Annotated in this window: 20 protein-coding genes and 1 tRNA gene; 12 read left to right on the top strand and 9 right to left on the bottom strand. The window is 39.2% G+C overall.

Annotation, left to right across the window (positions count from 1 at the left end; translation table 11 throughout):
• Positions 1 to 562 precede the first annotated feature (562 nt).
• The 5 genes from IQ226_RS21060 to IQ226_RS21040 all read left to right on the top strand — a co-directional run bounded on the left by IQ226_RS21060 (position 563) and on the right by IQ226_RS21040 (position 5158).
• Positions 563 to 1063: a DUF2231 domain-containing protein gene (locus IQ226_RS21060; protein WP_193898656.1), complete on the top strand. Its 501-nt coding sequence runs from the start codon at positions 563 to 565 to the stop codon at positions 1061 to 1063.
• On the top strand, positions 1060 to 1671 hold the full coding sequence (locus tag IQ226_RS21055; RefSeq protein WP_193898654.1) for a DUF2231 domain-containing protein: 612 nt from the start codon (positions 1060 to 1062) through the stop codon (positions 1669 to 1671). Before IQ226_RS21060 ends, IQ226_RS21055 begins: the two co-directional genes overlap by 4 nt.
• 91 nt (positions 1672 to 1762) lie before the next feature.
• Entirely contained in the window at positions 1763 to 2683 is a 921-nt protein-coding gene (locus tag IQ226_RS21050) for a cytochrome c oxidase subunit II (RefSeq protein ID WP_193898652.1), read from the top strand.
• A gap of 41 nt (positions 2684 to 2724) precedes the next feature.
• The gene (locus IQ226_RS21045; protein WP_193898650.1) at positions 2725 to 4377 is read left to right on the top strand and encodes a cbb3-type cytochrome c oxidase subunit I; all 1653 of its coding nucleotides are present in this window, start codon (positions 2725 to 2727) and stop codon (positions 4375 to 4377) included.
• Between the two features lie 184 nt (positions 4378 to 4561).
• A complete protein-coding gene (locus tag IQ226_RS21040; RefSeq protein WP_193898648.1) occupies positions 4562 to 5158 on the top strand; it encodes a heme-copper oxidase subunit III in 597 nt (198 codons plus the stop codon).
• Between the two features lie 105 nt (positions 5159 to 5263).
• On the opposite strand, the gene IQ226_RS21035 is transcribed toward IQ226_RS21040, so the two are convergent.
• From IQ226_RS21035 to IQ226_RS21025, 3 genes are all read right to left on the bottom strand, one after another.
• A complete protein-coding gene (locus IQ226_RS21035) occupies positions 5264 to 5488 on the bottom strand; it encodes a type II toxin-antitoxin system HicA family toxin (RefSeq protein ID WP_193898646.1) in 225 nt (74 codons plus the stop codon).
• Positions 5485 to 5700, bottom strand: a complete 216-nt coding sequence (locus tag IQ226_RS21030; protein ID WP_193898644.1) for a type II toxin-antitoxin system HicB family antitoxin — start codon at positions 5698 to 5700, stop codon at positions 5485 to 5487. Before IQ226_RS21030 ends, IQ226_RS21035 begins: the two co-directional genes overlap by 4 nt.
• Positions 5701 to 5854: 154 nt before the next feature.
• Positions 5855 to 6055: a hypothetical protein gene (locus IQ226_RS21025; protein ID WP_193898642.1), complete on the bottom strand. Its 201-nt coding sequence runs from the start codon at positions 6053 to 6055 to the stop codon at positions 5855 to 5857.
• A 217-nt stretch (positions 6056 to 6272) separates the two neighbouring features.
• Between IQ226_RS21025 and IQ226_RS21020 the strand changes: the two genes are divergently transcribed.
• Positions 6273 to 6440 carry a hypothetical protein gene (locus IQ226_RS21020; RefSeq protein ID WP_193898640.1) on the top strand — a complete coding sequence of 56 codons (168 nt, stop codon included), beginning with the start codon at positions 6273 to 6275 and terminating at the stop codon, positions 6438 to 6440.
• 473 nt (positions 6441 to 6913) lie between these two features.
• Here the strand turns inward: IQ226_RS21020 and IQ226_RS21015 are convergent, their stop codons facing one another.
• The gene (locus IQ226_RS21015) at positions 6914 to 8191 is read right to left on the bottom strand and encodes a bifunctional oligoribonuclease/PAP phosphatase NrnA (protein WP_193898638.1); all 1278 of its coding nucleotides are present in this window, start codon (positions 8189 to 8191) and stop codon (positions 6914 to 6916) included.
• 746 nt (positions 8192 to 8937) lie between these two features.
• Positions 8938 to 9435 carry an HNH endonuclease gene (locus tag IQ226_RS21010; RefSeq protein ID WP_027401145.1) on the bottom strand — a complete coding sequence of 166 codons (498 nt, stop codon included), beginning with the start codon at positions 9433 to 9435 and terminating at the stop codon, positions 8938 to 8940.
• Positions 9436 to 9816: 381 nt separating this feature from the next.
• On the opposite strand from IQ226_RS21010, the gene alr reads away from it, so the two are divergent.
• Together alr and IQ226_RS21000 are read left to right on the top strand one after the other, a co-directional pair.
• Positions 9817 to 11004, top strand: coding sequence for an alanine racemase (gene alr / locus IQ226_RS21005; RefSeq protein WP_193898636.1), 1188 nt, complete (start codon positions 9817 to 9819; stop codon positions 11002 to 11004).
• A gap of 274 nt (positions 11005 to 11278) precedes the next feature.
• Positions 11279 to 11360 (top strand) — tRNA-Leu (locus IQ226_RS21000).
• Between the two features lie 380 nt (positions 11361 to 11740).
• On the opposite strand, the gene IQ226_RS20995 is transcribed toward IQ226_RS21000, so the two are convergent.
• Both IQ226_RS20995 and IQ226_RS20990 read right to left on the bottom strand, forming a co-directional pair.
• Positions 11741 to 12547, bottom strand: coding sequence for an SDR family oxidoreductase (locus IQ226_RS20995; RefSeq protein ID WP_193898634.1), 807 nt, complete (start codon positions 12545 to 12547; stop codon positions 11741 to 11743).
• Positions 12548 to 12634: 87 nt separating this feature from the next.
• The gene (locus IQ226_RS20990) at positions 12635 to 12793 is read right to left on the bottom strand and encodes a hypothetical protein (protein ID WP_193898632.1); all 159 of its coding nucleotides are present in this window, start codon (positions 12791 to 12793) and stop codon (positions 12635 to 12637) included.
• A gap of 106 nt (positions 12794 to 12899) precedes the next feature.
• Between IQ226_RS20990 and corA the strand changes: the two genes are divergently transcribed.
• Positions 12900 to 14039, top strand: coding sequence for a magnesium/cobalt transporter CorA (gene corA / locus IQ226_RS20985; protein WP_193898630.1), 1140 nt, complete (start codon positions 12900 to 12902; stop codon positions 14037 to 14039).
• Positions 14040 to 14764: 725 nt separating this feature from the next.
• Here corA and IQ226_RS20980 read toward each other — a convergent pair.
• Positions 14765 to 15655 (bottom strand): DUF4276 family protein, encoded by an 891-nt coding sequence (locus IQ226_RS20980; RefSeq protein ID WP_370567205.1) that lies wholly within the window; start codon positions 15653 to 15655, stop codon positions 14765 to 14767.
• 253 nt (positions 15656 to 15908) lie between these two features.
• Between IQ226_RS20980 and IQ226_RS20975 the strand changes: the two genes are divergently transcribed.
• The 3 genes from IQ226_RS20975 to ftsH2 all read left to right on the top strand — a co-directional run bounded on the left by IQ226_RS20975 (position 15909) and on the right by ftsH2 (position 20932).
• Positions 15909 to 16847, top strand: a complete 939-nt coding sequence (locus tag IQ226_RS20975) for a serine hydrolase (RefSeq protein WP_193898626.1) — start codon at positions 15909 to 15911, stop codon at positions 16845 to 16847.
• A gap of 40 nt (positions 16848 to 16887) precedes the next feature.
• On the top strand, positions 16888 to 18234 hold the full coding sequence (locus IQ226_RS20970; RefSeq protein WP_193898624.1) for an N-acetylmuramoyl-L-alanine amidase: 1347 nt from the start codon (positions 16888 to 16890) through the stop codon (positions 18232 to 18234).
• Between the two features lie 811 nt (positions 18235 to 19045).
• The gene (ftsH2, locus tag IQ226_RS20965) at positions 19046 to 20932 is read left to right on the top strand and encodes an ATP-dependent zinc metalloprotease FtsH2 (protein WP_193898622.1); all 1887 of its coding nucleotides are present in this window, start codon (positions 19046 to 19048) and stop codon (positions 20930 to 20932) included.
• A gap of 239 nt (positions 20933 to 21171) precedes the next feature.
• Here the strand turns inward: ftsH2 and IQ226_RS20960 are convergent, their stop codons facing one another.
• Positions 21172 to 21636 carry a hypothetical protein gene (locus IQ226_RS20960; protein ID WP_304511107.1) on the bottom strand — a complete coding sequence of 155 codons (465 nt, stop codon included), beginning with the start codon at positions 21634 to 21636 and terminating at the stop codon, positions 21172 to 21174.
• Positions 21637 to 21816: the final 180 nt, after the last annotated feature.

The raw sequence follows: 21816 nt of genomic DNA, 5'->3' as shown, positions 1-21816 counted from the left end.
CTCTCTATTTGATTACACTATTTTAACAAATAAAAGCCTGAAATCTTTGCTCGGCAATCTTTTCAGGCTTTACTTTCTCTAAATTTTTAATTCCTAAATTTGCTTTAGTATCTGCGGAATGTGGGTTGAAATCTTATTCAACCCAGATCATACTTACTGTAAAAACTATATATTTCGGTCTCTTAAATTACAAAGTGATAATTTGTAGTTGTACATCAATAAACATAAAAATATTTGGTTTTGATTTAAAAATATTGTAATAGAGCCAAGATCAAAATCTGTTGTTGTCTCTCTCATTAATTCTAGAAGTTCTGCTTTTAGTTTTTTGGACAATTCATAAAAATTTACATCTAGTAAATTCAACCTCTAACAGTGATTTAGTTTAGCTACATCCATAATTGCTGTTGTCACCATGAGGAAATAACTTGACCAAAAGTAATTGGCTATTTGGTTATACATTGCAGCGAACTCACAGCAGATTTATCAAATAATTTATTGATGTTAGTGAGTATCTAGCAATTATTCAAGTTTGGCTAAGGAGTAGTAAGTCTAGGAGAATTGAATGCTGGATTTTTTCACTTCATTGAATGAGCATAATTTACCATATCCAGATCCCTTACATCCTATCGTGGTTCACTTCGTGATTGCGATGGTTTTATTTTCTGTTTTCTGTGATATCGCCGGCTATTTCACTGGGAAAACTACCTTATTTGAGGTGAGTTGGTGGAATATGTGTATTGCCACAGTAGCTATTTTTGTGGCCATTATTTTTGGTCAATTTGAAGCTGGTTTAGCGAAACCCTACGAACTGGCTAAATCAGTATTAAATGTTCATACTCTTATCGGTTGGTCACTTTCAGGTATTATTGCTGCAATTACAGCTTGGCGTTATGTGTTGCGGAGTCGTAACTCAAAAAAACTCCCATTTCATTACATAGCTGTCGCAGTTTTATTAACAGTCCTGGTTGGGTTTCAAGTATATCTTGGTGATGAACTTGTATGGGTGTATGGCTTACACACTGTACCTGTTGTGGAAGCGGTAAAGGATAGAATCTTGCCATGAATTCAGAATTATTAGACCAAATTAGTCACCAAATGGGTGCAAATGGTTTACCTTATGCCATTCCGATTCATCCTAATTTAGTACACCTAACATTAGGTTTATTCATCATTGCCATTATCTTTGATCTTTTAGGTGTATTCTTCCCTTTGGAAAAATGGGTGTTCAAATTTTTGGGAATTAAAGTCGAACGTTATCAATTATTTGATGTGGGTTGGTACAACATTTTTGCTGCATCTGTGATTACATTTTTCACTGTTGGTGCAGGTTTTTATGAAATGTTGTTGGCAGCCCCACCAGCAGATATCAAAAGTCCTTGGGGAATGTTAGCAATGCCGACAATGATGTGGCATAGTGTGGGCGGTGTATTGCTATTAGCGATGATTGTCGGTATGACCTTTTGGCGAGGTTGGCAACGTTACGTTATTGGCAAATACGAAGAGAGAGAAGTACAAATTTCTTATCTAGTTGTGGGTGTAATTATTATGTCGTTGATGTATTTTCATGGCACATTAGGAGCGCACCTAGCAGCAGATTTCGGTGTTCACAATACAGCGGATAAATTACTGCGAGCAGGACAAGACATTAATCAGATATTTGGTAATAAGTAATGGGTGATTGGTAATTGGTGATTGGTGTAAAGATTCTTGTCTAACAATTCACAAATGACCACTGACAACTGACAACTGACAACTGACCATTATGAAAATTCGGCAATTTCTCAACTTTTTGACCATAGTTACTGGGGCAGTTGCGGTAACTCTGACTAGTCTATGGATTGGTAAACAGGCTTATTCTTGGTTTCCTCCCCAAGGGGCTGCTGAATCTCATCTGATTGATGATTTATTTAGCTTTTTGGTAACATTAGGATCTTTAATTTTCCTGGGAGTAACTGCTACTCTTTTCTATTCTATTTGTTTCCATCGAGCGCAAGCCAATGATTTAGGTGATGGTCCTCACATTGAAGGTAACGTTACTTTAGAAGTGGTTTGGACGGCAATTCCAATTATGTTGGTGTTATGGATTGCTGGTTATAGTTACCAAGTTTACGAAGAAATGGGTATCCAAGGACCTGCTCACCAGCTACACCTACATAATCCGATGAAGATGGAAACCGCCTATGCGGTAGCAGATGAAGCTTCAGCAGTAGGTGAGGGTGTAGAACATATTGATGTTTTCGCTAAACAGTGGGCGTGGGTGTTTCATTACCCAGAAAGCAACGTTACCAGTACAGAATTGCATTTACCGGAGGGTAGCCGTATTCGTCTAAATCTGCATTCAGAAGACGTACTTCACGGCTTTTATGTCCCCGCTTTCCGCCTCAAACAAGACATTATTCCTGGTGAAGACCTCGATTTTGAATTTACCCCTATTCGCCCTGGTGCCTATGACCTCACCGACTCCCAGTATAGCGGTACATATTTTGCCACCATGCGAGCCAAAGTCATCGTTGAATCACCTAGCGAATATCAGCAATGGTTAAGCAAAGCTGCGAGTCAAACACCCAGCCCAGCCCCTAACCAAGCGGCTTCCGAATATGCCCTAAAAATCGAAAACGGCATTGATAGCGGTTGGAAAACCGTTGAACCCGCCGCACCACCTTTAGTTAATTTCCCCGGTTAACTCCCTAATTTTCATTACCACTGACTACTGATAACTAACAAATGACTAACATCCCCATTCCTATCTCTGGTGAATCACATCACCAACATCCCCCCCAAACCTGGAAAACATACTTCAGTTTTAGTACCGACCATAAAGTTATCGGTATCCAATACCTCGTTACCTCGTTTGTTTTCTTTCTCGTTGGTGGCATTTTCGCCATGATTTTGCGGGGAGAACTCATCACCCCCGAAGCTGACTTAATAGACCGGACCGTATATAACGGAATGTTCACCATGCACGGAACAGTGATGCTGTTTCTGTGGACATTTCCCTCCCTTGTGGGATTAGCCAATTACATCGTTCCCATCATGATAGGGGCGCGAGATATGGCTTTCCCCCGTCTCAATGCCGCCGCCTTTTGGATGGTTCCAGTGGTCGGTATTTTGATGATAGCCAGCTTTTTTGTCCCTGGTGGTCCCGCCCAGTCTGGTTGGTGGGCATACCCCCCCGTCAGCACCCAGAACCCCACAGGTAACTTAATTACAGGTCAGGTTCTCTGGTTATTAGCGGTAGCTATTTCCGGGGTATCTTCCATTATGGGGGCAGTAAACTTTGTCACCACTATTGTGAAGATGCGATCGCCTGGTATGGGATTTTTCAGAATGCCGTTAATGGTTTGGGCAGTATTTAGCGCCCAAATTATCCAATTATTTGGACTCCCAGCTTTAACAGCAGGTGCGGTGATGTTATTGCTGGACATTACGGTGGGAACTGCCTTTTTTGACCCCAGCAAAGGCGGAAATCCGGTGATGTTCCAGCATTATTTCTGGTTCTATTCTCACCCAGCAGTTTATGTAATTATTCTGCCTATCTTCGGGGTTTTCTCAGAAATCTTCCCAGTTTATTCTCGTAAACCTTTATTTGGTTATAAAGTTGTTGCGGTTTCTTCGATGTTAATTGCCGTAGTTAGCGGTATTGTTTGGGTTCACCACTTGTATGTTAGTGGTACACCTGCTTGGATGCGGTTATTCTTCATGGTGACAACCATGTTTGTATCTATCCCCACAGGGATTAAGGTATTTGCTTGGGTGGCAACTATTTGGGGTGGCAAAATTCGCCTCACTACACCCATGTTATTTGCTTTGGGTGGTTTGGTAATGTTTGTGTTTGCTGGGATTACAGGAATTATGCTTTCTTCTGTTCCAGTAGATGTTCACGTTAATAATACTTATTTTGTCGTCGGTCATTTCCATTATGTTCTCTATGGAACTGTGACTATGGGAATGTATGCAGCTATCTATCATTGGTTTCCCAAAATGACTGGGAGAATGTTCCATGAAGGTTGGGGAAAAATCCATTTTTGGTTAGCATTTATCGGCACAAATTTGAATTTCTTACCCATGCACCCATTAGGTTTGCAAGGGATGTTACGCCGCGCTGCTTCCTATGCACCTGAATTAATTGGTTGGAATATTGTCGCTAGTTTGGGTTCTTTTCTGTTAGGAATGTCTACTCTTCCTTTCATTTTCAATATGTTAATTTCTTGGATGGATGGAGAAAAAGCTCCTGCTAATCCTTGGCGAGCAATTGGTTTAGAATGGACTATTTCTTCTCCCCCACCTGTTGAGAATTTTGAAGAAATTCCGATTGTTACTTGTGAGCCTTATGGTTATGGTAAGTCTGAATTAATGGCATCTTCTGAACATGAGTAATGGGTAATATAGCGATTCTATTTGATGTGTAAATTTGATTTTTTTTTATAACGAACCGCAGAGACGCAGAGGGCGCAGAGGAAGAGAAGGAAGAGAATTTTTTACGTCTTATTTAGAATCGCTATAGTTTTTCTCATTACTTTTTTCCTAATTACTAGTTTCCTAGTTTTGGAGTTTTTTAACAATGGATAGTTCTGTTTCTCCTGATGATTTGGATCATGTTAGTCATGAGCATGATGAAGAAGGCAATAAAATGTTTGGTTTTATTGTGTTTCTGTTATCTGAAAGTGTCATTTTCTTGAGTTTCTTTGCTGGCTATATTATCTACAAAACTTCTACTGTTAATTGGTTACCAGCTGGTGTTTCTGGTTTGGAAATAAAAGAACCTAGCATTAATACTGTTGTTTTGGTTGCTAGTAGTTTTGTGATTTATTTCGCCGAAAAAGCCCTGGAAAGACATGACTTAAAAACCTATCGTCTATTGTTATTTTTAACAATGGCTATGGGTGGTTATTTCCTCTATGGCCAAGCGGTGGAATGGAGTCAATTAGAATTTGGCTTTACTTCTGGTACTTTTGGCGGAATGTTTTATCTATTAACTGGTTTTCACGGTTTGCACGTTTTCACGGGTATTTTATTACAGTTAATTGTCTTGTTGCGTTCTTTTATTCCTGGTAATTTTGATAATGGCCATTTTGGGATAAATGCCACTTCTTTATTTTGGCACTTCGTTGACGTTATCTGGATTGTTTTGTTTCTACTTATCTACGTTTGGCAGTAGGTATTTTATTAGCAAAAAATCAATAAATTATGTAGGGGTTTAGCATTGCTAAACCCTTATTCATATAATTATATAATTATTTCAAAAACTCCTCGATTACCTATTTTAAAGTAAGTTTCTAAATTCTTCTTTATCTAATTGACAATCACGGAGTATTTGTGTCATTAATCCAGTTCCAATTGTTTCACCAGCATGGACGGGAACAACGGTTCTTCTTCCATCAATGTGTACAAGAATATGATGACTTCCTCGCACTCTGATGACTTCAAAACCTGCTTTACCAAGTGCTGCTATGACTTCTTTTCCTGTTAAACTTGGTAATTTACTCATACTTCAATTGCAATTCTTTGCACACCTACAAATTCTAGAGGTTCTGTTTGATTTTCATCTACTTCTAAACACAGTTCTATCGCTTCTCTAATTCTTTCCATTAATTCATCTAAAGATTTTGCTTGGGTATGACAACCAGGGATACTAGGTACAGATGCGACAAAGTAACCATCAGCATCTCGTTCAATAATTACATTAAATTCTCTACTCATTTGGGTATGGGGATTTTGTTGATATAGTTGATTTTAAACCATAATCCTATTTCACAAAAATATCTATTTAGGAAAATAGCGATAAATCTCTTTTCGGTGTAAAACTCTTTTAAAAATTAATATTTCACCATCGAAAATAATACCAAGACGATAATCACCTATGCGAATCCGCTAAAGCTTCATCAATATTTAATGGTTTCTCATTTTCTACTTCTTTCATAGCTAGAATAAGTCCTTCATCTTCTATAGCTTCTATCAACCGTAAATAGTCTTGAAAATCAATGACTACTTTTTTAATAGTACCTTCAATATCAGTAATCAATTCTTGAGCGAAGGGATATTTATTAGTTTGCATTTTGTTTATATAGGATTAGTATTTTACTATTTATATTTAATGTAGCATATTTTTATCAAGCTGAATTTGAGTCGTCCTTTCATTCCTGGTAATTACGATAATGGTTACTTTGGCGTTAATTCAACTTTGTTATTGAAATACTTACTCAGAGCTTATTTTTTTGTGTTTATTCGTAAAAATAACAGTCAGAAAGCGATATCTAGTAAATATACTTATTATGTTATGTGTAGCTTGGCAAATTGCTATTGCTGATGGAAAAGCTGAGTTTTCAGAATTGGAACTTCATAACCGTATGGCATATAAATTAGGTGTTTCATTGGAAGAAGTCCAAGAAATTCGTAGGGTAATTAACCCTTTTTTAGCACTACCTGAAAGCAATAATTGAAGTCAGATTTTGTCAAAATATTTCAAATTAAAATTGATTGATGCTTATTCAAGAACTATATCGGTTTAAAAAAGCAGATAATCTTCAATAAATTGGTAACCGTTCACAGGGGGTGAGAATTTATTAAAAAACCTGAAAGCTTTGTCTGTTGGGTTTTTCAGGCAACTTGACATATTAACGAATGGTTCTTAAATTGGCTGGAAAACGATTTGCAAACCGATATAGAGATTTTGCGAATTTCAAATGACCTAAAAAAATCAAATCTATAACGTTTTTCATGCTGTTTTCGTGGAATCTCATATAGAGCGTTTTTTGTACCCCCCGTGAACGGTTACCTATTTTCTTTATATAGTAATCCGGTTTATTTATACGTAATTCAACAACTAATTGAGGTTCATTCCCATAATTATTGTATGTAGGGGTTTAGCAATGCTAAACCCTAAATTAATCAAGTCTTTGAATTTGTTGTAAGACTAAATTGGATTATCTCGAGGATTTACCAATTTCAATAATTTCTGTTTGATTTGTGCGTCGAAAACTTCCCATTTGATTTTGGCATAAGCCGAATTTTCATTACCACCAGATAAGAAACCCATCGGAATTTCAAAGCCTCCAGCACCGGTCCTCCCGCCACCGAAAAATCGCCCAGCACTATCTTGTCCAAAGGCTTCTTTAATAAATTCATCAGGATCTAACGTCAGTTTTGTGGTTCTCAGAGATCCTATCACTACTTCTAATTCGTCATCCTCATCATGAACAATTCCATAAACTACTGCTGTATGCACATTTTCCTCAGTCACGAGAAAATCAGCCGCTTGGGGAATTGCATCCCGGTCATCATAGCGCAAATAACCAACACCAGCTATAGAAAAGTTGTTTTGAACGATGCGGTTCTTAAGCGATCGCTCGATTACATCCATTACCCGCTTAGAACGATTTGCTTGCAAAATAGCATTTAGTAACTGAGCATCATAAAACCTGCTCAAATACCCAGCAGCCATAAAATCTTCTTCCTGTGCCTGCATCAACCGATTTGTATCTGAGCGTAACCCGTGCATTAAAGCTGTAGCACATTTAACGTGCTGACTAATGCTATTATCTAAAGTTAATAATCCTGCTTGTAAGTATTGAGTAAAAATTGTCGCTGTAGCTCGCACATAAGGACGAACATCAACAAATTCTGACTTGAGTTCCCCTTGTAAACTATGATGATCCACCAGCACTATCAGGGGAATTCCCGCTTGTTGGATTGCTGGTAATAATTGAGATGTAGTTCCCTGGTTGTCAATTAACACAAACCCTTGATAAGATGACAAGTCTTTATTTTTTAAAGTTTGTACTGTCCAACGTTGAGCAGGTAAATTAGTTAGCTTAACTAAAGCAATATTTTCCTGATGACTTAAAGTTCCCGCATAAACAATATCACACTTGATATCATACTGTTGGGCAATTAATTGGTAAGACCAAGCACAAGAAAGAGCATCAGGATCAGGAAAATCTTGTAAAATCACCAACTGGCGTTCATGACGATGTGCACGCAGCGTCTTCTGTAACTCCTCTGATTTTTGAGATGCTAGAGAATTGCCACGCTGCACTAAATAGCTGCCTCCATCACCATTAGAGGATGGTAAGGGAGTCCGGGTTAACGGTGGAAGTTCAATTACCTCTTTCTCTACTTCTAATTCCTCTGGATGCGGATCTGTGGTCAATGATAAACTCTCAAATTTAGAAGGTGGATAATTCACGTACATAAGTAACTAACTGTATTTCTAAGCGGGGAAAATAGGGCTATCCATTCAGATACAATCTAAGCAACGGTGCGCTGATAACGCTCCATGAAAATTGGCAAAATCTAAAATTAATTCTTTTGGCAATCTGTAAAGTGGTTGATTTTTCGTCAATAGCATAAGCCAAGGATCTATTGCGTCCAACTAAAGTGCTACAAAAATGCTGAAAGTCAAGTGTACTGTACCTCTTGAGTTATATACAACCTCATAATTTGTGATTTTGTCTAAACAAATATGCAGATTTTCATGAAAAAATCTGATAATTATCTTGAATATTCATTTGAATTGTGCTATTATTGACGCTCTGTGTCCAAGTTGAGATCTCAATTTCTTGGTGGCAAATCATCTACTCGTAATTGTAACAAATTATCAGTTAAGAACAAAATCTATCTATATATCGTTCTTTTAGCAGACAAAGCACCACCCCTGGAAATTAAGATAATCGGATGCTGCGGTCATGAAAATATCAGCTTAGTGGAAACTTCCCACAAGCTGTAGTAGGCTCTGGACAAAAACAAGTGAAACACCCACTTGTAGTCACTGTCATTGACCTAATTTGGTCAAGCAGATATATCTACAGGTGAAATTTGCCCTGAGTTCTTGTCGTTAATTACAGCAAATTGCATATCAATGAGGTGCAGGATATAACTGCAAAGCTGATACCAAGCCAGTTTTACCCCTGACTCCTGACTCCTGCTGTATATATAATGTCAAAGACCTATGACATACTTTTGCCACTCCTGATGCATTCCACTTTTAAGATGCTTTGTTACCTCAAAGTAGAGACTACTGTAAGGTTGGCGAGGCAAATGACGCAAAGGCATTCGCGCCTCTTGCGGTGTACGACAACCTTTTTTGATATTGCAGCGGACACAAGCCGTGACGATATTTTCCCAGGTATCTTCACCTCCCCGTGATCTTGGCATGACATGATCCAGAGTTAACCCGTCTCCTGTGTTACCACAGTATTGACAAGTATGGCTATCACGATGCAAGATATTCCTTCGAGTCAGCGGAATTTCCATATAGGGAACGCGGACATAATGACGCAACCGAATTACAGTTGGCATCGGAAAATCTGAGTAAAGGAATTTACCGTTGTATTCTAAGCGTTCAGCCTTGCCTTTAATCAACAACACGGTGGCACGTCGCCAACTGGTGATGTTGAGCGGTTCGTAAGAGGCGTTCAGGACTAAAACCTTCCTCATGAATCTGCGCTCAAGGTATTAGTTTTACATATATTAACACAAATACACTCCGTTGGGGATATGAGAATAATTTATACTTTTGTCCTGAACTAAGAAAGATCCCCGACTTCTTGAAGAAGTCGGGGATATAAATTTGCCAACAAAATCGCCATAAAGGAGTATGTAGGGGTTGACATTCGATTTTATATCTGTTAGGATGAGACTGATAAGGAAGAACTATCTTCTAGTAATCAAATATTTTCGAGTGTGCGGATACACTAATATTGCTCATCCTACTATCTTGTATAAATCGCCGGATCAAAGTTAAACTTCCTGATTAAAGTGATAGAGCTTCTAGGGGATGTGAGAAGCTTTTCGGTGGTGTGATAGGAGTGAAGTGTAATGTTAAGTCGCAAGCAAACCCCGATTTTTGCTGACAATCAGGAATGTGATGCTTATGCTTGGTTTTCTCAGCGGGCTTGGGTAGAAATTGATTTAGGAGCTTTGTCTCATAACGTCAAGCAGTTAGTCAAGTTTTTATCACCACGTACCCAATTAATGGCGGTTGTTAAAGCTGATGCCTATGGACATGGGGCAGTAACAGTTGCGAGGACTGCTTTGGAAGCAGGTGCTAGTTGGTTAGGTGTGGCAACAGTTCCCGAAGGTATTCAATTACGAGAAGATGGTATTAAAGCCCCAATTCTGATTTTAGGGGCAACCAACACACCAGAACAAATTCAGGCGATCGCCTATTGGCAACTTCAGCCCACACTATGTAGCCCTAAACAAGCTTTAGAATTTTCTAACACCTTAGAAACAATTAACCATCATTCCTCTTTATCCGTACATATTAAATTGGATACAGGAATGTCTAGATTAGGCACTAATTGGCAACAAGCCGCAGAGTTTGTCCAGTTAGTACAAGGATTACCCCATTTAAATATTGCCAGTATCTATTCTCACTTAGCAACTGCTGATAGTCTAGATACCACAATCATGACAGAACAGCATAGAAGATTTGCAGAAGCAACTGCACACATCAAAGCTAAAGGGATCAAAATTCCCAGTTTGCATTTAGCAAATTCCGCCGCTACCTTGACAAATCCAGAACTGCACTATGACATGGTGCGGGTGGGTTTAGCTATTTATGGTCTTTATCCTGCCACTCATTTACAAAATCAAATCAAACTGCAACCGGTTTTACAACTCAAAGCCAGAGTTACCCAAGTTAAAACCATAGCCGCAGGGACTGGAGTTAGCTATGGACATCATTTTATTGCTTCCGAGGAAATACGTCTGGCGGTAGTTGGTATTGGTTATGCCGACGGAGTTCCCCGGAGTCTTTCCCATCAAATGCAGGTGTTAATTCGTGGCCAGCGCGTACCGCAAATTGGCGCAATTACAATGGATCAAATCATGTTAGATGTGAGTTCCATTCCCGATTTGCAGGAAGGGGAAATAGTTACTTTGCTAGGAGAACAGGGCAAAGAACAAATATCCGCTGATGATTGGGCAAACTGCCTCAATACCATTTCTTGGGAAATTCTCTGTGGTTTCAAGCACCGTCTACCTCGTGTGGCTGTGATGTAGAAGGGGGGGATATGGGAAGATATCACCAATACCCCATACCCTAATTTGAAATTGGGACTTAAATTTACGTGAGTTCGGAGTTAGGAGTTAGGAGTTTCTCCTTCGGAGACGCTACGCGAACGGAGTTATGATTTTTTCAACGAGAGAATAAGGGCTTAAGACTCCTACGTGGGGTGAGTTTTCCACAAATTATCGTTATGTCGAACTCACGTTAAATTTTGACTCTTTTGCCTATTGCCATAAATAATTTGTTGTGCTAACCTAAGAAAAGAATGCGGATATGGCGAAATTGGCAGACGCGCTAGATTTAGGTTCTAGTTCCGAAAGGAGTGAAGGTTCAAGTCCTTTTATCCGCACTTTTAAACAGTTTAAAGCATTACTGAGAGAAGATGTGGTCATGATCAGAATTCTTCTCGCTTGGCTTTATTGCTAATAGGACTTACCCATTGACAAAAAACATTATTTAGGGTTTGCTGAATAAGTTGTCTGTGAGGGCAGGGAACTCTTAACGGGGAACAGTTTCAACTATCTGGATATCCTCAATTTTCCAAATCCGACAAGGAAAAATGCACCTATTTTGAGACACCATCAGCCAAAACCTGGCACTTGTTTTGAGATAAAAATCTGTAAAACCTTTACTAAATAAACGCTTTTAGCTTTATTCAGCAACCCCTATGTATTCTAGATCATGCGATAGCTAAGTGCTGCTGCTATTCATGTTTTTTGCTCTCTTTTTTTATAATTGTGAAAAAAGATTTTGCCAATCAATTATAGTCGGTCTATTTCCTTGATTGACTATTTCAAAAACTTTATTAACAGAACTTTGATAAAATAAACTTTCTACACAAGTTGCAGCTACATCAATGCGGCTGGTATCACCGGAAATTGTGTCTCCTTTTCCAAAAATGATGTTTAATTTACCTTTACTTGTGGCTGTGAGTAGAGTGTTGAGATCATAGGATGTATATGGTCCATCAGTTAAACGTCCGGGACGAATAATGGTATAAGGGATTCCCGAATTAATAATGGCTTGTTCTCCTTTTTCTTTAGCGTCAAGTACACCAAAAAGATTAAGAATATTAAACGGAAATTGATATTTACGCAGAATTCCACAGGAAGAAACAAATACGAAGCGGTTTAGGTTTTTTGGTGCTGCTGATATAAGATTAATTACACCCTGGGTATCAACTTTAGTCGGGGTACTTTTCGCCTTATCTTCTAGAAAATGAGGATTAAAGATAGCAAGTCCTAATTCAAAAATGTTGGGAGTTTGATTAAATTCCCATCTTGCAGAAGGGAAAGCGGTAGTTCCTGTACAACAAATAATAGAGGTAATATTTACCATTGCTGCTGTGAGACTACTGGGTTCACAGATATCACCAGCAGCAATTTCTACGTTGTCGTTAAACATTTTTGCAGCTTTTTCGGCATTTCTGGTGAGAATACGCACAGGTAAGCCTTTTTCTAAAAGTTTACTAACTACAAGTTGTCCGACTCCACCGGTAGAACCGACAACTAAGATGAGATTTTCACTAGTATTCATAAATGGAATATCTCTGGAATAGGGGATATTTAATCTACAATAATTTTGATTTTACCTTGATGTCCATGAGTATACCAGGCTGTGGATTTAGTTCCTTTCAACCATTGCATAACTGGAATGTGGTAAACTTCGAGCGATCGCTACCTGTCCATCTGGTAAAATAAAAGGACAACCTATAATCTGCTGCAATGGTTTTGTTTCAGTTTCAATTAACCAAAATGGTTGATGATTTGGTTGCATAAGCATATTTTTATTTTATTTGTATATAGAAATTACCTCCGTAATGTAAAATCAAAAAGTTATATCATATGAGTTAAAATTTTAAACAGTAATATCTACAGAGTAAAAATTTATGGTTAAAAAAATTCGCCGCGCTATCAAAGCGATGAGGAAATCACACGGTAAGGAGTTCTATCCTGAACCAGGAACAATCATTGTTGATGAAAATGCTGAACAACCAATTATTTTTCTCATTGACTATAATCAAACTGATCTCATTCAAAAACAAATAAGTTACCCTGAAGAATGTCTTAACTATTTGGATACAGAATCCGTTTCTTGGGTAGATGTTCAAGGTCTAGGTAGTAAAGATATTTTACATCGTTTAGGTCAAACTTTTGATTTACATCCTCTGATTTTGGAAGATATTGTTAATATGGTAGAACGACCAAAAATTGAAGATTATGAAGAACAATTAGTGATTATTGCCTACATGGTTGTACCTAATCATAATAATAGTGGTTTTTATAGTGAACAAGTAAGTTTAGTCTTAGGCAAATATTACGTTTTGACAGTCCAGGAAGAACCTGAACATGATTGTTTTGATGGTGTGAGAATGAGAATTAATAAAAGTAAAGGTATTATCCGCAGACAAGGTAGTGATTATTTGGCTTACTCTTTATTAGATGCAATTATTGATGGATTTTTCCCGGTTTTAGAACTTTATGGCGAACGAATTGATGATTTAGAGGAAGAAGTAATCGTTAATCCTAGTCAGCAAACATTACAAAAAATATATCAAATTCGGCGGGAATTATTACAACTACGCCGCGCAATTTGGCCACAAAGAGATGCAATTAATTCTTTAATTAGAGATGGTAGTGAATTAATTAGTGATGACGTGAGAATATATCTTCGAGACTGTTATGATCATGCTGTCCAAGTGATGGATATAGTGGAAACTTATCGAGAATTAGTGGCTGGCTTAATGGATGTGTATTTGTCGGCAATTAGTAATAAAATGAATGAAATTATGAAGTTGCTAACGGTGGTTTCTTCTATTTTTATTCCCTTAACTTTTATTGCTGGGGTATATGGGATGAATTTTAACACCGAAAAATCGCCCCACAATATGCCGGAATTAAATTGGTATTGGGGCTACCCGCTATGTTTGGGAATAATGGCGTTAATTGCCACCAGTCTAATATACTTTTTTTGGCGACGGGGTTGGCTAACTAATTCTGTTAATTTTCAAAAAGATATTCATCGCTAAAGTCCATAAAATAGAGACGTTTTCTTGAACATCTCTAAGAGGATGTTTTAAAAGTCTAAATTCATACTCCCTTGGGCGATTAGAAATCACAGCTACACAGACAAAACCCACCCTCTTGGGTTCAGAACCCCTGATTTTTTTATCACTCCACCTTCGCATAGCGTTCTACAGGAATAGGTGGACTTCTCTCGCGTAGTAGGGTTCGCGTCAGCGGGACGGAGGCTCTATTATATTGCCGATAGCATAGCCTGGCGTTAGCTATAAACCTTTAAAACATCCTCCAAGTTGTGAATGCAATTAAACAACGGGTGCGGCTGTAAATACAAACCACAGCAACAATGCTAAAACTAAAACGCTAATTTTTACAAGTAGATACGTATAAGCATGAGGGATGAGCAAATTTTGGGTTGTCATATTCCACCTCTCCTCAGTTAGCTAGTGCTTAACTATTTGTTTCTTCTAACTCTATTTTCTCATGTTTCTATTGTCGCTTAAAAATGAATAAAAATGTTGCTTAGTCAAGTTTTATTAATATTTCTTATCTATATTTAGGGCTTGCTAAAAAAGTGGAAAAAGGCAAAAAAAGGCTCTTGCGTCTCTTTTCTGGTGATTGAGGATTGATGATACGTGAGTTCGGAGTTAGGAGGATGACAGATAGCTGAAACTGTCCCCGTGGCGTAGCACCTCTCACCTGTCACCTCCCTTCACTAGAAGTGATAAAAGTTCTAAAGCGGCTTGGGTTCATAACTTTTTACAACTCTCCCAGCACCACGTAATTGTTGATAATAAGCCTGACTAACTTTGTCTCCTTGTTCCGAAAGTTGGTCAATACCAATACCGTTGCGTCCTTGTTCTTTTCCTGAACTGTGAATATAGCAATTATTACCTAAATATAATCCTACGTGGGTGGCTTTTTGAGGAGTCCCAAAAAAGATTAAATCACCCAGTTGTAATTCAGTCATATCAATTGGTTGAGTAAAAGCTTCTTGTTGATAAGCGTCTCTGGGTAGCCACACACCTACAGATTTAAATGCTGCTTGCATTAAACCAGAACAATCATAATTAGGTGCAACTGTGCCACCCCAAAGGTAATAATTATCTTCTGCTTTTGCTGTTTGGGTAAAAGCGATAATTGTGGGTATGTGTTGTTGAATTTCTGCGGCTGAGATCAATTGGGGTTGATATCTTGTTTCTGTGGGTTGAAGAAACTGCAAATCTGGAACAGATAACCATCCTGGATAGTCATCTTCACATAAACATACTGCAACTGCTTTATCTAGATTATTTGATATTATTTGTAAATGTCGTCCTCTGGCGGCTTGGGTGGCTAAACGGTTACATTCAGGAGAATCATAGAGATTCAAGTTAGTTAAACATTGATATTCTGCTAATTTTAGATTACTCATTTTTTGGGGAAATAATTTATAGAAAATGGGATTAGAAAAAAGGTACGCTTCATATTCATGCAATTGAATATACGGGATGAATCGTCGATCATCAATGTCCGCAGCAAAACTTGTCTCTAGGAATTCGACCCGTTCTATGGGATTTGGGCGTAGAGGTTCGGCTTGGGCTAATCCCGGTAATTCAGGAGCGATCGCATACAGATCAATCATTGTTGTAAAAAACACATTAGCTCCTTTCTCCTGTTTAAGAAACCGGACAATGTCGATGAAAGGTGTCATTCGTCATTTTGGTGATCAATAGTTTTATGAGGATTGCAAGTTTGATTAAATTTTGTTAAATCAAATATCATATTAAATTACCTAAAATGAGTTTAATCAGATTTCATACCTCAGTAATTATACAGTTAATGATAGAATCAAGCTAGAAACTAGACTCTGAATACCATAAGGAAGTTATTTACAAATGATTTTTTTTAATCAAGACCAACAACTAGAAAATATCGGTAATCAAATTTTAGAGGCAACTTGGGCAGAGTTTCCAACTTTAGCATCTAATCAAATTGCTTTAACTTGGGTGGTATATGATCCTCCCGCACCAGTGAATACGGGTGGTGCGCTGACTCCTAATGCTTTTTGGGAACATCCGGTGCGGGGTTTTAGCTATCGGGGGGGAGAACGGATTTATCCGGCCAGTGTGGTGAAGTTATTTTATCTGGTGGTGGTGCAAGAATGGCTAGAGAAAGGCATGAGTCAAACTTCGGGAGAGTTAGACCGGGCTTTGAGGGATATGATCGTTGATTCTAGCAATGATGCGACTAGTTTAATTGTGGATATCATCAGTGGGACTACTTCTGGTCCGCAGTTAAGTCCTGGCCCTTTTGAAACTTGGAAATATCAACGGAATATTATTAATCGCTATTACCAGTCTTTGGGGTGGGAGGAAATGCAGGCGGTTAATGTCTGTCAAAAGACTTGGGGTGATGGTCCCTATGGACGGGAAAGGGCTTTTTATGGGGAGATGTTTGAAAATCGGAATATGGTGACGACGGATGCGACGGCGAGATTGTTACATAGTATCGTGGGTGGGGTGACGGTTTCGAGTGAGCGATCGCAATCTATGATGAATTTACTCAAACGCAGTATTAAGCCAGAAGAGTTAAGCCAAGATGGCGAAGAGAACCAAGTTACAGGCTTCTTAGGGGGTGGATTACCTGAAAATAGTCAAATCTGGTCAAAGGCAGGTTGGACAAGCACAGTCCGCCATGATGCGGCTTATATTGAATTACCAGATCAGCGTCCTTATTTGTTGGTGGTGTTTACGGAAGGGAAAGAACAGGCTAAGAGTCGGGAAATTTTGCCTTTTGTGTCTAGAAGAATTGCAGAAGCGATCGCTAATTTATAGAATTGCAATTGCTGGGACTTAACAACGGAAATAGGGAAAAATGGGACGGATTTTTATTTCTGCGGCACATGGTGGCACAGAAGCGGGTAAAAATGACCCCGGTGCGATCGCTGGTGGCACAACGGAAGCAAAGGAAATGATTCTTTTGCGGGATTTGGTGGTGATAGAACTGCGAACCCGGAATTTAGAAGTTTTAGCTGTTCCTGACGATTTAAGTGCGGCTCAAACTATCACCTGGATTAATGCTCGTGCTAATACCAAAGATGTGGCACTAGAAATTCAAGCCAATGCGGCTAATAGTCCAACTGTGCGCGGAGCAAGTGCATTTTATATTGCCAAAAATGATCAGCGCAAACAAAATGCAGAAATGTTATTAACGGCACTTTTGCGCCGTGTCCCCCAATTACCCAATCGCGGAGTCAAACCAGATACAGATAGTGGCTTGGGTAACTTGCAATTTTGTCGTCAAACGGCGATCGCCGCTATATTACTAGAAGTCGGTTTCCTCAGCAGTCCCGAAGATCGGGCTTTATTACAAAGTCGTCGTCGTGATTTTGCCATCGGAATTGCCGAAGGACTAAATAATTGGAGTCAAGCAAATAATCCTCAGCAACCAACAACTGAAAATTATCCCAGCATTAACATCAATATCAATGGACAAAATTACTCAGAACAAGGACTACTAATTAACGGTAATGCTTACATCCCCATTGATTTAGTAGATCGGTTACGAATTAATATCTCAAAGGTAATTAATTTACGCCGAATTACCTATCGGCAAATAGTTTATATCAAAGCCGTAGAACTTCGAGAATCAAATATTTCTATTGGTTGGGATAGTGCCTCACGCACAGTAAAATTACGCTCAATTTTAGTAGTTTGTCCCGGACAAGTTGAACAACTGATCTCCAATGGCAATACATCAGAAGGACAATTACAAGCATTTCTCAAAATCAATAATGAAAGTGCCATTACCCAATTTCCTGACCTTCCCAAACTATATCGAGAAGAAGCAACTATTGAAGGCATAAATCATGACATTGCTTTTTGTCAAATGTGTTTAGAAACTGGATTTTTACGGTTTGGAACTGACATTAAACCCCAACAAAATAACTTTGCCGGTTTGGGTACAGTTGGTGGTGGCGCTGAAGGAGCATCATTTCCCAGCGCCAGAATCGGTGTCAGAGCGCATATCCAACATTTAAAAGCCTATGCTAGTTTAGAACCTTTAGTCCAGCCAGAAGTAGATCCTCGATTCCGTTTTGTTACCAGAGGTGTTGCTCCCTCAGTTAATCAATTATCAGGGCGCTGGTCTGCGGATTTAGACTACGGAATCAAAATTACAGCTATTATCAGAAGACTTTATGAATCAGCAAATCTTTTATAACTCTAAGTAGGACTTGCTGAAAAAGTTGTCTGTGAGGGCAGGCAAGAGTTTGGGCTATCTGTTATCCCTAAATTTTGTCATTTATTCAACCCAAAATCCACGCTTTTGGGACTATCTCCTTCAAAAATCTTGCACCTATTTTCTTTTTTAGCAGACTCAAACCTTTGATATATATATATATATATATAGGTCTTGTATTTATTCAGCAAGCCCTAAGTAGGACTTGCTGATAGCGGAGGATGGCGTTAGCCATATAAACCTAAAACCATTTATTAACAAAACAAAGGGTTTCGCGGATTTTTACCACTGTCCCCAAACCCTAATTATAACCGCAAAAGTTTTTATGAGCTATTTGTGGGATACCTACGGCGATCGCACCTCCTAACAGCGAACTGCTGGCAGCAGAGCCTCGCGATCGCACTCCTCACATCCCCAAAAGAGCGATTACTAGGTCGCGCTTCGCCGCATACTTCCCAAATTGTCTTGACATGGGGATAATTTAAAATCTTGGCATCACAGGTAACAAGCGAAATTTTATAGCGTCTGGCAATAGCAACTAAAACTATTAGAGATCGCAAAATATAAACTAGCCCCAAATCCTTACTGTGTACGATTTTGGGAACATCTAAGTTTTAATTTTTAATTTTTAATTGGTATTAGTATGAGAATTAGGTTAAATTTAATTAAGATTCTAGACAAACTTCATGAATCTGCCATAAGCAACCCGACGTTTTATGGCTCAAATTACAAAATGGATTTATAAACATCCGTTACAAAAGCAGTCATATTAGTATCTAGAGGCAAATTAAAGATGAAATTTTCTTGGAGAGTCGTAGCACTCTGGTCGGTGTTGGCTTTGGTAATCGGCTTTTTCTTCTGGCAAGGTGCTTTTGCAGGCGTTCCTGCGGATACAAGTAAAAACGCTGCCAACACCCGTATGACCTACGGGCGCTTTCTGGAATACTTGGATGCAGATCGTGTTACCAATGTGGATCTATACGATGGTGGTAGAACCGCAATTATTGAAGCTAATGACCAAGACATCGAAAACCGCACTCAACGCTGGCGGGTAGATTTGCCTGTGAATGCTCCTGAATTAATCCAAAAGCTGCGGGAGAAGCAAGTTAGTTTTGATGCCCATCCAATGCGAAATGATGGGGCAATCTGGGGACTTTTGGGTAATTTAGTTTTCCCAGTTCTATTGATTACTGGCCTGTTCTTTTTGTTCCGGCGTTCTAATAATCTTCCCGGTGGGCCTGGACAAGCGATGAATTTCGGTAAATCCCGCGCTCGGTTCCAAATGGAAGCGAAAACTGGGGTGAAGTTTGACGACGTAGCGGGAATTGAAGAAGCGAAGGAAGAATTACAAGAAGTTGTTACCTTCCTCAAGCAACCTGAGAAATTTACTGCTGTGGGCGCTCGCATTCCCAAGGGTGTGCTGTTGGTTGGACCTCCCGGAACTGGTAAAACTTTACTGGCAAAAGCGATCGCTGGTGAAGCTGGTGTGCCTTTCTTCTCTATCTCCGGTTCGGAATTTGTGGAAATGTTTGTGGGTGTGGGTGCTTCCCGTGTCCGTGACTTGTTTAAGAAAGCCAAAGATAATGCTCCCTGTATCATCTTTATTGATGAAATTGACGCGGTGGGTCGTCAACGGGGTGCTGGTATTGGTGGTGGGAATGATGAACGGGAACAAACCCTCAACCAATTATTAACAGAAATGGATGGGTTTGAAGGCAATACTGGCATTATTATTATTGCTGCTACTAACCGTCCTGATGTCCTAGATGCGGCTTTGTTGCGTCCTGGTCGTTTCGATAGACAAGTAACTGTAGATGCACCGGATATTAAAGGTCGTTTAGAAGTATTACAAGTTCATGCTAGAAATAAGAAATTAGATCCTAGCGTATCTTTAGAAGCGATCGCTCGCCGGACTCCTGGATTTACCGGTGCAGATTTAGCTAACCTGCTCAACGAAGCGGCAATTCTCACAGCGAGAAGACGGAAAGAAGGCATCACTTTACTAGAAATTGATGATGCTGTTGATCGGGTAGTTGCTGGTATGGAAGGTACTCCCTTGATAGACAGCAAAAGTAAGCGTCTGATTGCTTACCATGAAATCGGCCATGCTTTGGTCGGAACTTTACTCAAAGACCATGACCCCGTGCAAAAAGTGACTCTGATTCCCAGAGGACAAGCTCAGGGTTTAACTTGGTTTACACCTAATGAGGAACAAGGTCTAATTAGCCGTTCTCAGCTAAAAGCCAGAATTACCGGGGCTTTGGGTGGTCGGGCTGCTGAAGAAGTAGTTTTTGGATCAGCGGAAGTCACCACCGGTGCGGGTGGAGATTTGCAGCAGTTGTCAGGAATGGCACGACAAATGGTAACACGGTTTGGAATGTCTGATTTAGGTCCTTTATCTCTGGAAAGCCAACAGGGTGAAGTGTTCCTGGGTCGTGACTGGACAACCCGTTCTGAGTATTCTGAAGCGATCGCTTGTCGTATTGATGCTCAAGTCAGAATGATTGTGGAAGAATGCTATAGCAACGCTAAGAAGATCATGCGTGATCATCGTAGTCTCGCCGACCGTTTGGTTGATTTGTTGATTGAGAAAGAAACCATTAATGGTGACGAACTTCGGCAAATTGTAGCTGAGTACGCGGAAGTCCCTGATAAGTCTCAGTTTGTTCCCATGCTGTAAGGTTTAGTTTGCAATCAGATCCCCGACTTCTTGAAGAAGTCGGGGATCTTGTCGTTTTATTATTGCAAGATAGTTCTTCCTTATCGCTTTCATGATAACATTTTAAAACTTGTTTGTCAATACCATAAATCTCTTTTTTTCGGTTGGCGTTTTTGCGTTTTTTAGCGAAACATCATGGGCTGATGATGTAAATCAGGAAGACAGAGAATTGATTCCCTGTCTTCTAGCTAAAGTTCGTTTTAATTGAACAAGAAATTACCACCAAAGAGGTTGATATTCGCATTGGCGCTGGTAAATCCAGATGTCCCTGATAAGGTCACTAATAACTGACCAGTACCAAAACCAGTATTACCACCAATCCCATCACCAACTCTTACTAATGTAGAAGTACCCAATGTCCTAACATCAAAATTGGCAATACCTGTAAAGTTCAGTTTATCGCCACCGACACCGCGCACAAATTGGTAAATTGTATCCGTACCATCACCAAAAGCGTAGTTAACGTTATCTACAACATTATCGTTTAAACCCAAATACAGGCTATCATTACCAATTCCACCAATGAGGGTATCTGCACCAGTTACTCCATTTAAGTAATCATTACCATCTCCACCTGTGAGAATGTTAGCTGCTATATTTCCCGTAATACTATTATTGAGGCTGTTACCTGTACCGTTAATTGCGTTTATTCCGGTTAGGTTCAAGTTTTCTAGGTTGGTAGTTAGGGTGTAAGTTACACCACTGAAAACGTTATCTATAGGACTTACGCATTGACAAAGTAGTAAAATAGTGTATTGATAAAAAGTATCATCTACTTATCAGGTATCGGACAATTAGAAAAATCAGCAAACCTTCCACAGCACAATGCAATCTGGAACATTACA

Source organism: Dolichospermum sp. LEGE 00240 (assembly GCF_015207875.1).
Lineage (GTDB): Bacteria > Cyanobacteriota > Cyanobacteriia > Cyanobacteriales > Nostocaceae > Dolichospermum > Dolichospermum gracile.
Note: the sequence above shows the minus strand (reverse complement) of the source record. Positions and strands in the feature narration are given on the sequence as shown.